The 14,051-nt window shown below is 64.2% G+C and carries 10 protein-coding genes; 9 read left to right on the forward strand and 1 reads right to left on the reverse strand.

Going from position 1 to position 14,051, the window contains the following annotated elements:
• Window positions 1-272: 272 nt before the first annotated feature.
• Window positions 273-3,746, forward strand: a complete 3,474-nt coding sequence (gene dnaE, locus PRN20_RS12865; protein WP_273957791.1) for a DNA polymerase III subunit alpha — start codon at window positions 273-275, stop codon at window positions 3,744-3,746.
• A 32-nt stretch (window positions 3,747-3,778) separates the two neighbouring features.
• Here dnaE and PRN20_RS12870 read toward each other — a convergent pair whose 3' ends face one another.
• Window positions 3,779-5,155 carry an FAD-binding oxidoreductase gene (locus tag PRN20_RS12870; RefSeq protein WP_273957792.1) on the reverse strand — a complete coding sequence of 459 codons (1,377 nt, stop codon included), beginning with the start codon at window positions 5,153-5,155 and terminating at the stop codon, window positions 3,779-3,781.
• Between the two features lie 400 nt (window positions 5,156-5,555).
• On the opposite strand from PRN20_RS12870, the gene rpsB reads away from it, so the two are divergent.
• The 8 genes from rpsB to bamA all read left to right on the forward strand — a co-directional run bounded on the left by rpsB (window position 5,556) and on the right by bamA (window position 14,038).
• Entirely contained in the window at window positions 5,556-6,341 is a 786-nt protein-coding gene (gene rpsB / locus PRN20_RS12875) for a 30S ribosomal protein S2 (RefSeq protein WP_273957793.1), read from the forward strand.
• A gap of 72 nt (window positions 6,342-6,413) precedes the next feature.
• On the forward strand, window positions 6,414-7,340 hold the full coding sequence (tsf, locus tag PRN20_RS12880; RefSeq protein ID WP_273957794.1) for a translation elongation factor Ts: 927 nt from the start codon (window positions 6,414-6,416) through the stop codon (window positions 7,338-7,340).
• 113 nt (window positions 7,341-7,453) lie between these two features.
• Entirely contained in the window at window positions 7,454-8,167 is a 714-nt protein-coding gene (gene pyrH, locus PRN20_RS12885; RefSeq protein WP_273957796.1) for a UMP kinase, read from the forward strand.
• A 26-nt stretch (window positions 8,168-8,193) separates the two neighbouring features.
• The gene (frr, locus tag PRN20_RS12890) at window positions 8,194-8,754 is read left to right on the forward strand and encodes a ribosome recycling factor (protein WP_273957797.1); all 561 of its coding nucleotides are present in this window, start codon (window positions 8,194-8,196) and stop codon (window positions 8,752-8,754) included.
• A gap of 35 nt (window positions 8,755-8,789) precedes the next feature.
• A complete protein-coding gene (locus tag PRN20_RS12895) occupies window positions 8,790-9,551 on the forward strand; it encodes an isoprenyl transferase (RefSeq protein WP_273957798.1) in 762 nt (253 codons plus the stop codon).
• Window positions 9,548-10,438 (forward strand): phosphatidate cytidylyltransferase, encoded by an 891-nt coding sequence (locus tag PRN20_RS12900; protein WP_273957799.1) that lies wholly within the window; start codon window positions 9,548-9,550, stop codon window positions 10,436-10,438. Before PRN20_RS12895 ends, PRN20_RS12900 begins: the two co-directional genes overlap by 4 nt.
• Window positions 10,439-10,520: 82 nt before the next feature.
• On the forward strand, window positions 10,521-11,630 hold the full coding sequence (gene rseP, locus PRN20_RS12905) for an RIP metalloprotease RseP (RefSeq protein ID WP_273957800.1): 1,110 nt from the start codon (window positions 10,521-10,523) through the stop codon (window positions 11,628-11,630).
• Between the two features lie 278 nt (window positions 11,631-11,908).
• Window positions 11,909-14,038, forward strand: a complete 2,130-nt coding sequence (bamA, locus tag PRN20_RS12910) for an outer membrane protein assembly factor BamA (RefSeq protein ID WP_273957802.1) — start codon at window positions 11,909-11,911, stop codon at window positions 14,036-14,038.
• Window positions 14,039-14,051: the final 13 nt, after the last annotated feature.

Raw genomic sequence — 14,051 nt, forward strand, 5'->3', positions numbered from 1 at the left:
TCCTCTGGGTCCGGATTCTGAAATTAACCAACGATTCACTGCCAGGCGACCTGTAGTAGACAGGAACGAAATAGGAACATATAAGAACATAACCGAAACCGGAGGTTCTGATGCTCATTTTCGTCAAAGATCTGCTCGCCTTTGTCACCATCTGCGGCTTCTTCGTGGCGTCGCTCACCTGGATGGATATCGCCTCCCGACTCGTGTGACGAGTTTGTGGATAGAGCACCTGCCGGGTGGCCGCGGCGCCGTCGCGGCGTTAGGAACGACTTATGGCTGGTCCAGGCTTCATCCACCTTCACGTTCACTCCGCATATTCCCTGCTCGAGGGAGCGCTGCCGCTCGGTAAGCTGCTCGATCTTGCCAAGGCGGACAAGCAGCCCGCCCTGGGTATCGCAGATACGAACAACCTGTTCGGCGCTCTCGAGTTCTCCGAGAAGGCGGCAGGCAAGGGAATCCAGCCGCTTGTCGGCGTAGAACTGGCCGTCGACTTCTCCGCCGTTGAGGACAGCCAGGACCGCATGCAGGAGCGTGGCCACGACCGTGGCCGCCTCGGCAAGAGCGCCGTAGTCCTCCTTGCCGCCACCTCCGAAGGGTTCTCCAACCTATCCACCCTCGTAAGCCGCGCCCACATCGAAGGCGAGAACGGCCGCGCCGCGGCCAAGCTGGCCTGGATGGAGCGTGAGCGCCTCGAAGGGATCATCTGCCTCACCGGCGGCCCGGAAGGGGCGATCGACCCGCTCTTCGGTAACAACATGGATACGCTTGCGCTGGCCAGGTTGGACCGGCTGCGCGACATGTTTGGCGACCGGTTCTATGTCGAGCTGCAGCGCCACGGCCGCCCGCAGGAGGCTGCCAACGAAGCCCGGCTGATCGACTACGCCTACGAGCACGGGGTGCCGCTGGTCGCAACCAACGAGCCCTTCTATCCCGCGCCGGCCGACTACGAGGCGCATGATGCGCTTCTCGCCATCGCCGGTGGCACCGTGCTGGCCCAGACCGAGCGGCGCAAACTCAGCGACCAGCACTACTTCAAGACCCGCGAGGAGATGCAGGCGCTCTTCGCCGATCTGCCCGAAGCGATCGAGAACACGGTCGAGATCGCGCAACGCATCAGTTACCGGCCCAGGAAGCGCAACCCGGTGCTGCCTACCTTCGCGGCCACGCCCGACCAGACGCCGGAAGACGCCGTCGCAGCCGAAGCCCAGGCTCTCGCGCACATGGCGCGCACCGGGCTCGACGAGCGACTGAAGACCGTCGGCATCGCGGCCGGCAAGACCGAAGAGATCTATCGCGAGCGCCTCGAGTACGAGCTCGGCATCATCGAGCGCATGAAGTACCCCGGCTACTTCCTCATCGTGGCCGACTTCATCCAGTGGGCCAAGGCGCACGACATTCCGGTCGGGCCGGGCCGCGGTTCGGGCGCCGGCTCGCTGGTCGCCTACGCGACCACCATCACCGACCTCGATCCGCTCCGCTACAACCTGCTGTTCGAGCGCTTCCTCAACCCCGAACGTGTTTCGATGCCGGACTTCGACATCGACTTCTGCCAGGACCGGCGCGAGGAAGTGATCCGCTACGTCCAGCAGAAGTATGGCGAGGCCCAGGTCGCCCAGATCATCACCTTCGGTACGCTCCAGGCGCGCGCCGTGCTGCGCGACGTCGGCCGCGTGCTGCAGATGCCCTATGGCCAGGTCGACCGCCTCGCCAAGCTCGTGCCGGCCAACCCGGCCGACCCCTGGACCCTCGAGCGCTCGCTCAAGGAAGTGCCGCAGCTCCAGCAGATGGCCGACGAGGACGAGCAGGTTCGCGAGCTTCTCGCCATCGGCCAGAAGCTCGAGGGGCTCTATCGCCACGCCTCGACCCACGCCGCCGGTATCGTCATCGGCGACCGGCCACTACAGGAACTCGCGCCGCTCTACCGAGACCCGCGCTCGGACATGCCGGTCAGCCAGTACAACATGAAGTGGTCGGAAACGGCCGGGCTGGTGAAGTTCGACTTCCTTGGCCTCAAGACGCTGACCACCATCAAGCGCGCCGTCGACATGATCAATCGCGGTGGCGACGGCACATTCCGCATCGAAGACATCCCGATCGACGACGAGAAGACCTACAAGCTCTACTCGATCGGCGACACCGCCGGGGTGTTTCAGGTGGAAGGCGCCGGCATGCGCCGGGCCCTGGTCGACATGAAGCCCGACCGCTTCGAAGACATCATCGCGCTCGTCGCGCTCTATCGCCCGGGCCCGATGGAGAACATCCCGCTGTTCAACGCCCGCAAGCGCGGCGACGAGGACATCGAATATCCGCATGACGCACTGAGCGAAGTGCTCGACGAGACTTACGGCATCATCGTCTACCAGGAACAGGTGATGCAGATCGCGCAGATCCTCAGCGGGTACTCGCTGGGTGAAGCCGACATGCTGCGCCGCGCCATGGGCAAGAAGATCAAGGCCGAGATGGACGCGCAGCGAGCGCGCTTCCAGGAAGGCGCGATCAAGTACGGCCTGAAGAAGGGCCTCGCCGACACCATCTTCGACCTGCTCGCCAAGTTCGCAAACTACGGCTTCAACAAGTCGCACGCCGCGACCTACGCTCTGGTCAGCTACCAGACGGCCTATCTCAAGGCGCATTACCCGCACGAGTTCTTCGCGGCGACCATGACGCTCGACATGGGCAACACCGACAAGCTCAACGAATTCCGCCAGGACGCCAAGAAGCACGGCATCGAGATCGTGCCGCCCTGCGTCAACCGCTCGGACGCGGTGTTCAACACTCACGACGGCAAGGTGTTCTACGCCATCGGCGCGGTGAAGGGCGTCGGGCAGGCGGTGGCCGAGCACATCATGGAAGCGCGCGGCAACCAGCCCTTCTCCGACCTGGGCGACTTTGCCTCGCGCGTCGATGCGAGGATCATCAACCGGCGGACGCTGGAAGCGCTGATCAACGCCGGCGCTTTCGACCAGCTCGTGCCGCGTCGAGAGCAAGCCTTCGCGGCCATCGATGCGATCGTCGCCACGGCGCAGCGCACCAATGCGAATGCCGCCGACGGCATCATGGACATGTTCGCGGCCGATCGGCCCGAGCCGATCCTGCTCAATCAAAGCGTAACGAACTGGCTTCCGGCAGAGCGGCTGTCCAGAGAGCACAGCGCCATCGGTTTCCACCTCAGCGGCCACCCGCTCGACCAGTATGCCGAGCTGTTCGACCGCCTGCGCGTGACGCCCTATGCCGATTTCGAGCGGGCGGTGAAGGAAGCCGACGCGCGGGCAGGGCGCCTCGCCGGCACCATCGCAACCCGTAACGACCGGCGCACCAAAAAGGGCACGCCGATGGCGATCATCTCGCTGTCCGATGCCAGCGGCGGCTATGAGGTGATCGCCTTCTCCGAGCAGGTCAGCCAGTTTTCCGAGGTCCTTCAGCCCGGCAAGTCGGTCGTCCTCACCATCGAGGCCGATGAACGCCCGGATGGCATCAGCATCAGGCTCATCAAAGCTGAACCGATCGAGGGACTGGCCGAAAAGATCGGGCGCCGCCTCACCGTTTTCGCCGGGTCGGAGAAATGCCTCGCTCCGATCCACTCGCAGCTCAAGCCCGGCGGCGAGGGGCAGGTGAGCTTCATCGTCATCCGCGACGCCGGGGCGAAGGAATACGAGATCGAACTCAAGGGCGGCTACCGGCTGAGTGCCGAACTCGCCGGCAGCATCAAGGCGATGGAAGGCGTGGTGGACGTACGGCTGAACTAGGGCCGCTGCGTCACCTCAGCGCCTCCGCCGGATCAGGCCGGCGGGATATTGTGGTTGAGGTGGAAGACGTTCTGCGGATCGTATGCGCGCTTGACCTTCGCCAGCCTCTGGATGTGGTCTTCGCCAAAGCCTGATACGACGCGCTCGGTGCCCTCATCCCCGATGAAGTTGAGGTAGACGTTCCCGCTCGACCACGGCTCGAGGTCGGCCACGATGCTCTGGGCCCACTTTCGCCCGCGCGCGTCATCGCCCTGATTGGACCATAGGCCGAACGGGTGGGCACACCACGGGGCACTGCGCCACGGCACCGGCCAGTCAGCTGATGACCGGGAGACCTGTCCTCCGGCGGGGAACAGCACGTGCTGCGAGGCCGAGGGGACGATCATGTCGCCGGCGCGTGCGCAGAACAGGTCGACCGCTTCGTCGGGGAGGGATCTGAGGTGCTGCGCCGACCAGTAATTGCGATAGCCCGGAGGATCGTCGAGCATGCACTGGAACTCGGCATAGGGCATCTCGGCGATCATGCCGCCGGCATGGCCCAGCGACAGCATAGGCGCAATGGCCTGCCGGGCCTCGGTCTCTCCGCCGGCGAACACGATGAGGGTGGCGAAAGCCAGCTTGCCGACCAGCGGCTCCGGGACGAACTCCGCTTCTGGCCCCGTCAGGTAGATCACGCCACCGCCCACATCGTCGGGGGCACCTGCAATGAAGTCGCGGAATATCCTGACGATCCCCGGGCCACGCTCCGGCGGCCACAAGAGTAACGCAGCGGTTACGGAAGCCAGCGGGTAGAGGCGGAGCGTGAGCGACGTCACCACCCCGAAATTGCCTCCTCCGCCATGCAGGGCCCAGAACAGGTCGCTGTTCTCGGTCTCGGACGCAACGAGCCGGCTGCCATCGGCCGTGATGATGTCCACCGACAGCAGGTTGTCACAGGCAAGGCCGAACTTGCGGTCGAGCCAGCCCGTGCCGCCACCCAGCGTGAAGCCGCCGACACCCGTCGTCGAGACGCGCCCACCGGTCGTGGCCAGCCCGAACGGCTGGGTCGCCCGATCGAGGTGGCTCATGGTAGCGCCCCCGCCGACGCGGGCCGTCTTGCGGTCCGGGTCGACCGATACGGAGTTCATCCGCCTCAGGTCGATGACCAGCCCGCCGTCGGTCACTCCCTTGCCGGCGACACTGTGCCCGCCACCTCGGACCGCGATCTCCAGGGCGTTCCGTCGCGCGAATTCCAGTGCCGCAACAACGTCTTCGGGCGACGCGCATTGGGCGAGGGCTGCCGGGCGCCGGTCGATCATGGCGTTGAAAACGGCGCGAGCGTCCTCGTAGGACGCACTTGCCGGGGTCACGACATCCCCTGCGAAGCGGTCGCGCAGGGGTTCGAAAGCCTGTTCAGGAAGTAAGCTCATGCCAAGCCTCACCAGAAGTGGTGCGCCGAGCGTCGAGGGTCCGTTGCCCATCGAAGCGATCGGCATAGACAGAGCGGAGGAACTTACAGCCGGGGAAGCATGCAGTCGAGGTCAGGCAGCCCTCGGAGGACAGAGCGAACCCGTACCGGCTTTGAAGGCGCTTGGATGGACGGCGCTGCCAGTGGGCATGGCAGAGCGCGTGATTGCGGGCTAGTCGGTGATGAGTGCGCCCACCCTTGCCTATGACGCCAAAACCCCCTATATGCGCGACGCGTCCGGACAACCGGGCGTAATTCACACGCGAAGCGCGGCCGTCCCAAAATGACTTGGGCGTCCATCCGGTGGCAGGTTTCCTGCCAACATCCTTCGCGGAGGCAATAACCGGTAAAGGAAGCCTTCCATGGCATTGCCCGAATTTTCTATGCGCCAGCTGCTCGAAGCAGGTGTTCACTTCGGCCACCAGAAGCACCGCTGGAACCCGAAGATGGAACGCCACATCTTCGGCGTGCGCAACGACATCCACATTCTCGATCTGTCGCAGACCGTCCCGGCCCTGCAGCGCGCCCTCCAGCTGATCTCGGACACCGTCGCTGACGGCGGCCGCGTCCTGCTCGTCGGCACCAAGCGCCAGGCCGCTCCGGTCGTCGCCGAGGCTGCCCGTCAGTCCGCGCAGTATTACGTGAACTCCCGCTGGCTCGGCGGCACGCTGACCAACTGGCAGACGATCTCGAACTCGATCAACCGCCTGCGTGAGCTCGACTCCCAGCTCGGCGAAGGCGCTACTGGCCTCACCAAGAAGGAAGCGCTGCTTCTTTCGCGTGAGAAGGAGCGTCTCGAGCGCGACCTCGGCGGTATCAAGGACATGGGCAACCTGCCCAACCTGCTGTTCGTGATCGACACTAACAAGGAAGCGAACGCCATCAAGGAAGCCAAGCGTCTTGGTATTCCGGTGATCGCGATCGTCGACTCCAACTCGGATCCGGATCTGGTCGACTACGCCATTCCGGGCAACGACGACGCCGCCCGCGCGCTCGAGCTCTACTGCTCGCTGGTGTCGAGGGCCGCGATCGACGGCATCGGTCGTTCGGCCGCAGGGCGTGGCGCCGACCTTGGCGCGTCTGCTGAGGCTCCCGAGGAGCCGGCGCTGGGCGCCGAAGGCGCCGACGAGACGTCCGCCGCCAACTAATCCGGCTCGTCCGGGTTTTCCTTCCGAACAAAGGCGCGGCTCCCAGGTGGGGCCGCGGAAAGGTGATATCAAATGGCTGTTTCCGCTCAGCAGGTTAAAGAGCTCCGCGAACTTACCGGCGTGGGGATGATGGACTGCAAGAAGGCGCTCGAGGAGACCGGCGGCGACATGGAAGCCGCCATCGACTGGCTGCGCACTCGTGGTCTCGCCAAGGCTGCCAAGAAGGCTGGCCGCATCGCGGCTGAAGGCCTCGTCGGCGTTGCCATCGACGGCACCCGCGCTGCCATCGTCGAGGTCAACTCCGAGACCGACTTCGTTGCCCGCAACGAGCAGTTCCAGACGATCGTCGACAACGCTGCCAAGCTGGCGCTCGATGCCGGCGGCGATGTGGGCAAGCTCTCCGAGATGCCGTATCCCGGCACCGGCCGTTCGGTTTCGGCCGAGCTGACCGACGCGATCGCCAAGATCGGCGAGAACATGAACCTGCGCCGCACCGGCACCCTGTCGGTAAACGACGGCGTCATCGGCACCTACGTGCACAACTCGGTCAAGCCGGGCCTGGGCAAGCTGGGCGTCATCGTCGGCCTCGAGTCGACCGGTGACAAGGCCGCGCTCACCGCGCTGGGCAAGCAGCTCGCCATGCACATCGCCAACACCAAGCCCCTGAGCGTGTCGCCCGACGACATCGACCAGGAAGTGGTGGCTCGCGAGCGTGTCATCTTCGCCGAGCAGGCCAAGGAATCCGGCAAGCCGGCTGAGATCGTCGAGAAGATGGTCGAGGGCCGTGTGCGCAAGTTCTACGAGGAAGTCACGCTCCTTTCGCAGGTGTTCGTGATCGACGGCGAGACCAAGGTCGCCGACGTCGTCAAGAACGCCGAAAAGGAAGTCGGCGCTCCGATCAAGGTGACGGGTTTCGTCGCCTACTCGCTCGGCGAGGGCATCGAGAAGCAGGAAACTGACTTCGCGGCCGAAGTTGCTGCCACTGCCGGCGTCAACTAAGACCTCGGGATAATTCCTGGACGGGCTGGTCACCAGCCCGTCCAAATATGCCATAACCGCCCGCGGTGCCTGAGAATCGGCGCCGCGTTGCGCACTTTCGGGGAGACTGACGGATGGCCAAATCCGCCTACAAACGGATTCTGCTCAAAGTCTCTGGCGAGGTGCTCGCAGGCGACCAGTCCTTCGGCATCGAGCCGAAATTCCTGCATGCCATGGCCGATCAGATCGCCGAGGTCGCCAGGAGCGGCGTCCAGGTGGCGATCGTCATCGGTGCCGGCAACATCTTCCGCGGCATGGCTGTGGCCGCCAAAGGCGGCGATCGCGTCACCAGCGACCTGATGGGCATGCTGGGTACCGTGATCAATTCCCTCGCGCTTGGCGATGCGATCGAGCAGAAGGGCCTCAAGGTCAAGGTCTACTCAAACGTGCCGATGGAGACCGTGGCCGACACTTTCACGGCCCGCGACGCCAACCTGGCGCTGGCCGATGGCTACGTCGTCGTTTGTGCCGGCGGTACCGGCAGCCCGTTCTTCACCACCGACACCGCTGCGGCCCTCAAGGCGATCGAGCTGCGCTGCGACGTGCTGCTCAAGGGCACCAAGGTGGACGGGGTCTACTCCGAGGATCCCAAGAAGAACCCCAAGGCCCAGCGTTACGAGACCATCACCCACGAAGAGGTCCTCGCACGTGACCTCCGGGTCATGGACACGGCGGCCTTCGCGCTTGCCCGCGACAACGGCTTGCCCATAATTGTCTATGCGCTCGACGACAAGGAAGGCCTCAAGGGCGTTCTTGCCGGCAAGGCGCGGAGTACCCGCGTCGGTTAGGACGCGGCATTACAAGGAGAAGTCCCATGGCCGAGGCGTTTTCGCTCCCCGCCCTCAAGGAACGCATGCAGAAGTCGATCGCGTCGCTGCGCGATGAACTGGCGGGTCTGAGGACCGGCCGTGCCAGCGCCAGCCTTCTGGAGCCGGTCCAGGTCGAGGCCTATGGTGGGCGCATGCCGCTCAACCAGGTGGCGACGGTGACGGTCCCCGAGTCACGCATGCTCAGCGTCCAGGTCTGGGACCGGACGCTTGCCGGCGCCGTCGAGAAGGCCATCCGCAACTCGGGCCTGGGCCTCAATCCTGCCGCCGAAGGCCAGGTAATCCGCGTGCCGCTTCCCGAGCTGAACGAGGAACGCCGGCGCGATCTGACCAAGGTGGCGCACAACTATGCCGAGCAGGCGCGCGTGGCCGTTCGGCACATCCGCCGCGACGGCATGGACCTGCTCAAGAAGCTTGAGAAGGACGGCGACATCAGCCAGGACGACAGCCGCAAGCAGAGCGATCTGGTGCAGCAGGCGACCGACGCCGCGGTTGCTGATATCGACAAGGTTCTTGCCGTCAAGGAACAGGAAATCATGCAGGTCTAGGATAGACCTGCTTCGCATCGCCCCTGGAGGGCTCAATGTCCGTCGATACCGCCGTCGCAACTGCGCCCAGCATCCGGTCGGGGCTGAAGATTCCCGACCATCTGGCGGTGATCATGGACGGCAACGGCCGCTGGGCCCAGGCCCGCGGCAAGGTGCGGACCGAAGGCCATGTCGAGGGCGTCAAGGCCCTCCGCCGGCTCGTCGACCTCGCTATACGCTACGGCGTCAAGCACCTGACGGTCTTCAGCTTTTCGTCGGAGAACTGGCGGCGGCCGCGCGACGAGGTCAACTTCATCTTCGGGCTGCTGCATCGTTTCGTGGCCTCGGATCTGGCGACGCTGATTCAGAACAACGTGCGCGTGCGCATCATCGGCACCCGCGATGGCCTCGATGACCCCATGAGCCGTCTCATCGAGGATGTGCAGAAGAAGACCGCTGCAAACACGGGCCTCGAGCTGATCGTGGCGTTCAACTACGGCGGCAAGAGCGAGATCACTGATGCCGCCCGGCGCATCGCCGCGAGGGTTGCCGCCGGCAAGCTCAGCGTCGAGGACATCACCGAGGAGACGCTCGAGCGCGAGCTCTATACCTTCGGCATCCCCGATCCGGACCTGATCCTGCGCACCAGCGGCGAGCAGCGCGTGTCCAACTTCCTCCTCTGGCAGGGTGCCTACTCGGAACTGGTGTTCGTCGAAGAGAACTGGCCGGATTTTGGCGAGCAGGTCTTCCTGAAGGCCCTCGCTGAGTATTCCGCCCGCTCCAGACGCTTCGGCGGCATCGAGTCGAGAAGCAAGTGAGCACGCCCGAGGGCCCGCGTCCCCAGTTTGACCCGTTCGCCAAAAGGTCATGGACTGACCTCGGCCCTCGTGTTGCTTCCGCCATCGTCCTCCTGCTGATGGCGGCCTTCGGCCTCTACTTCGGTAGCTATGTGTTCGCTGCCCTGGTCGGCGCCGTATTCGCCGGCTGCTACCGCGAATGGGAGCGGATGGTGACGCTCAGGCCGCTGACCACCACCGGCGGCATCCTCATCGGCATCCTTGCCGTGTCTGCCCTGATCTTTCCTGCCCTGGGCGCACTGGCCTCGCTCGCGCTCGTCGCGGTGGGCGCCCTTGTCGCCGGGGTCACCGGCGCGCCGGAAGCGCGGGCGTGGAGGGCAGGGGGGATGCTGTTCTACGGCATCGTGATCGTGCTTCTCCTCATGATCCGGGGGGACGCGACCTGGAACGTTCCTGGCGCATTCGACACCGGCCTCTGGGCCGGCCTGATCCTCGGTTGCGTCATCTGGGCGACTGATACGGGAGCCTATTTCACTGGCCGTCAGGTGGGCGGAGAAAAGCTCGCGCCCGATATCTCGCCGGGCAAGACATGGTCCGGCGCCATTGGCGGCTTCGCTTTCGGCACCCTGGTCGGCCTCGTCCTGTGGCTGCTCGTCGTGCCGCAGTCACCCTGGTGGATCGGCCTCGTGCTCGCGGCAACGCTGAGCATCGTGGGGCAGGTGGGTGATCTGGCCGAGAGCGCCATCAAGCGCCGGTTCCGCATCAAGGATTCGGGCGACATCATTCCCGGGCACGGTGGCCTCATGGATCGGCTCGACAGCCTCACCTTCGGGACGATCTTCGTCTTTCTCGTCGGGGCCCTGCACTCCGGTCTAGGCAGCGTGGCCGCAGGCTTCCTATATTGGTAAGTATGGCCACTAGGCCATATCGCAATCTCAACGCATTCCGCTCCTAGGCTCAACGAGTTAGGGGCGCCACGGAACCGACGACATGGACTTCTTGCTCTGGCTGCTTTCCTACGTGGTTCCGTTCCTCGTAGTGCTGACGATCATCGTGTTTGTGCACGAGATGGGGCACTACCTCGTCGCCCGCTGGAACGGCATCGCCGTCCAGGCCTTCTCCATCGGCTTCGGGCCCGAGCTCATCGGTTTCAACGATCGCAGCGGCACCCGCTGGCGCCTCTCGGCGATTCCCCTGGGCGGCTACGTCCGCTTCGTCGGCGACATGAACGCCGCCAGCGTTCCCGATCCCGAGGTCATCGAGCGGGCAGGGCCAGAGCTGCGCGAGCAGCTCTTCGTCAACAAGAACGTCTGGCAGCGTATCGCCGTCGTCGTGGCCGGGCCGATCGCCAACATCATCTTCACCCTGCTCGTGCTCTACGCGCTGCTTCTGGGCTATGGCCGCTACACGTTGCCGCCCGTCGTGGGGAATATCGGCCCGTGGTCCCCGGCCATGGCCGCCGGTCTCTCGGAGGGTGATCGCATCCTCTCCGTCGACGGCTACAAGGTTCGCGGCTTCGAGGATTTCCAGCGTCTCGTGGCCACCGCGCCGGAGCGCACGATATCGATCGTGCTGGATCGCGATGGCGAGACCCGATCCATCGCCGCAACCCCTGATGCCGTCGAATCGACCGACCGCTTCGGCAACACCCACCGCATCGGCCGGCTTGGGGTGACCAACCAGGTCGGCCAGCAGGATGTCGAGCTCTACCGCCCCGATCCGGTCGAGGCCATCGGCATGACCTTCGAGGAAGTCCGGTTCATCATCGATCGCACCGTGGCGTTCCTCGGCGATTTCTTCGTCGGCCGCGGCGACGTTGAGCAGCTCGGCGGCCCGATCAAGGTCGCGACCGTCTCGCAGCAGGTGGCGACGCTCGGAATCATCCCGTTGATCAACCTGATGGCGCTGCTGTCGCTCAACATCGGCATCTTCAACCTGTTGCCGATCCCGATGCTGGATGGCGGGCACCTCGTCTACTATCTGGCCGAGGCCATCCGCGGGCGGCCGCTGCCGCAGCGGGTTCAGGACATCGGCTACCGGTTCGGACTCGCGATCGTCTTCACGCTCATGATTTTCACGATCATCAACGACCTGTTCTGAGCGATTCCACGCGACAAACGTCTGTGGACAGCCCGGTGGCGCCATATTAGCGCCCCCGCTGCGCCCCATTTTGAATACCGAGCATTCTGGGTGTTAACCCTTGGATAAGCTTGGTTTTCTAGGTGTTGCAGGAATGCACGGCGGCCAATCTTTCGCTAACCTCGAGGGGTGTCGCGGCTTGTCCGTGGTTAAAAATCCAGTAAAAGCACTCAATGGAGTGAACTGGGGTGCTGTGCATGGCGATTCCCCGGCTTAGGTCGCAAGAGGCAACAAGAATCATGACGAACCCGAAAAAGCTGATGCGCGGTATGTATCTGGCGCTCGCCCTCGCGGTAGCGGCCCCACTCGCCGGCATCGGTGTCTCCTTCATCGGGGTCGACGCTGTTCAGGCCCAGCAAGCACGGCTGGTTTCTGCCGTGCTGTTCGAGGGCAATAGCGGCTTCTCGGATTCCCAGCTCCTCGCGATGGTCAACGTCGGCGCGCAAAGCACGTTCACCGAGAGCAGCCTCGCGTCCGACGCCGAGTCCATCCGCCTGGCCTATGTGGGCAAGGGCTACACGGGAGTGACCGTTGCCCCCCGCGTCGAGCAATCCGAGAATGGTCGCGCCCGCGTCACCTTCGTGGTGAATGAGGGGCAGCGCACTGGCATTGCCGCGATCAACTTCACCGGCAATAATTCGATTGGCGCCGGTACGCTGAAGTCGGTCATCCGCACCCGTGAGACGGGCCTGCTCAGCTGGCTGTTCCGCGACGACGCGTTCAGCGAGGACATGCTGCAGATCGATAAGGGTCTGATCGAGCTCTATTACATGAACCACGGCTACCCGGACGCGCAGGTTACCTCCGCCGTCGGCGAGTTTGATGCGGCTCGCAACGCGTATTTCGTGAACTTCACCATCAGCGAGGGCGAGCGCTACCGCTTCGGCGAGATCGGCGTCGAGACCTCGATTGCAGGCCTTAATCCCAACGCACTGAATGCCAGCATCCGCACCGGCAAGGGCGGCATCTACTCGCTGGCAGATCTGCAGAAGACGCAGGAAGCGATGGCCTTCGAGGCCACGGCCCAGGGTTACGCCTTCGCCGACGTGCGTCCGCGTGTCGATCGCGACGTCACCAACAGCACGTTCAACGTGACTTACCTGGTGGACGAGGGCGCGCGCATCTATGTCGAGCGCATCAACATCGCTGGTAACACCAAGACCCGCGACGCCGTGATCCGCCGCGAGCTGGATTTTGGTGAAGGCGACCCCTTCAACCGTTCGATGATGACGCGCGGCAAGGCCAATATCGAGCGGCTCGGCTTCTTCAAGCTGGTCAATATCGACCTGCAGCCCGGCAGTGCACCCGACAAGGTCACGATCAACATCCTCGTCGAGGAGCAGTCGACCGGTGACTATGGTCTCACCGCTGGCTACGACTCGAGCGCCGGTATCCTGGGCGAAGTGTCGATCACCGAGCGCAACTTCCTCGGTCGCGGCCAGTATGTCCGCGCTGCCGTGAGCGCCTCGCAGAACGGCCAGAGCTACGACTTCTCGTTCACCGAGCCCCGCTTCATGGGCCTGCGCGTGTCGTCCGGCTTCGACGTCTATCATCGCGTCGTCAATGAGACCGACAGCAACGTCTATGGTTCGACTGCAACCGGTGGCCAGGTTCGCTTCGGCGCCCCGATCACCACTGACCTGTCGGCCTCGGTGTTTACCGGTCTCGAGACCAAGAAGATCGAAGACGCGAAGGGCGACCCTTCGGTGATCGTTGTGGATGGCCAAGATTACAACAAGGCTTGGCTCGGTTACTCGTTGGTTTACAACACCCTCGACGACACGAAGCGTCCGAGCGAGGGCTTCTACGGCACGTTCAGTCAGCAGTATATCGGCTGGGACTTCAACCTTCTGAAGACGGAGGTCAAGGGCCGGTACTTCATGCCCCTCCTCTCCGACTGGAATGTCATCGGCAGCGTGAAGGGTCAGGCTGGCTATATTACCTCGCTTGACGATGATGCGGTGTTCCCGCTCGAGGCGTTCCGTAGCGCTGGTTCGCTGGTGCGCGGCTTCCAGAGCGGCGGGATGGGCCCGAGGGCGAACACTGCTTCCGATGAACTGCTCGGCTACACAACCTATGCGGGCCTGTCGGCCGAAATCGAGTTCCCGATCCCGATCCTGCCGGAGACCTACGGCGTGCGCGGCGCGGTCTGGGCGGATGCAGCCTGGATCGATGGCAGCGGCAACAGCACCCCGGCCGTTCCGATCGCCCCGGGCAGCATCGACGAGAACTTCAAGTCGTCGGTTGGTGCGTCGATCATCTGGGACAGCCCGTTTGGCCCGCTGCGTGGCGACTTCGCCCACGTGCTGAGCAAGGCGACGGACGACGAGACCCAGGTCTTCACGCTCACCCTGCAGCAGCTGCTGTAATCAGTCGGGCCGG

This window comes from Devosia sp. ZB163 (assembly GCF_028613635.1).
In the GTDB taxonomy this organism is placed as follows: domain Bacteria; phylum Pseudomonadota; class Alphaproteobacteria; order Rhizobiales; family Devosiaceae; genus Devosia_A.

What these genes read in the sequence shown, in the direction of transcription:
- dnaE (WP_273957791.1), top strand. Translation starts at nt 273, where the DNA reads ATGGCTGGTCCAGGCTTCATCCACCTTCACGTTCACTCCGCATATTCC.
- PRN20_RS12870 (WP_273957792.1), bottom strand. Translation starts at nt 5,155, where the DNA reads ATGAGCTTACTTCCTGAACAGGCTTTCGAACCCCTGCGCGACCGCTTC.
- rpsB (WP_273957793.1), top strand. Translation starts at nt 5,556, where the DNA reads ATGGCATTGCCCGAATTTTCTATGCGCCAGCTGCTCGAAGCAGGTGTT.
- tsf (WP_273957794.1), top strand. Translation starts at nt 6,414, where the DNA reads ATGGCTGTTTCCGCTCAGCAGGTTAAAGAGCTCCGCGAACTTACCGGC.
- pyrH (WP_273957796.1), top strand. Translation starts at nt 7,454, where the DNA reads ATGGCCAAATCCGCCTACAAACGGATTCTGCTCAAAGTCTCTGGCGAG.
- frr (WP_273957797.1), top strand. Translation starts at nt 8,194, where the DNA reads ATGGCCGAGGCGTTTTCGCTCCCCGCCCTCAAGGAACGCATGCAGAAG.
- PRN20_RS12895 (WP_273957798.1), top strand. Translation starts at nt 8,790, where the DNA reads ATGTCCGTCGATACCGCCGTCGCAACTGCGCCCAGCATCCGGTCGGGG.
- rseP (WP_273957800.1), top strand. Translation starts at nt 10,521, where the DNA reads ATGGACTTCTTGCTCTGGCTGCTTTCCTACGTGGTTCCGTTCCTCGTA.
- bamA (WP_273957802.1), top strand. Translation starts at nt 11,909, where the DNA reads ATGACGAACCCGAAAAAGCTGATGCGCGGTATGTATCTGGCGCTCGCC.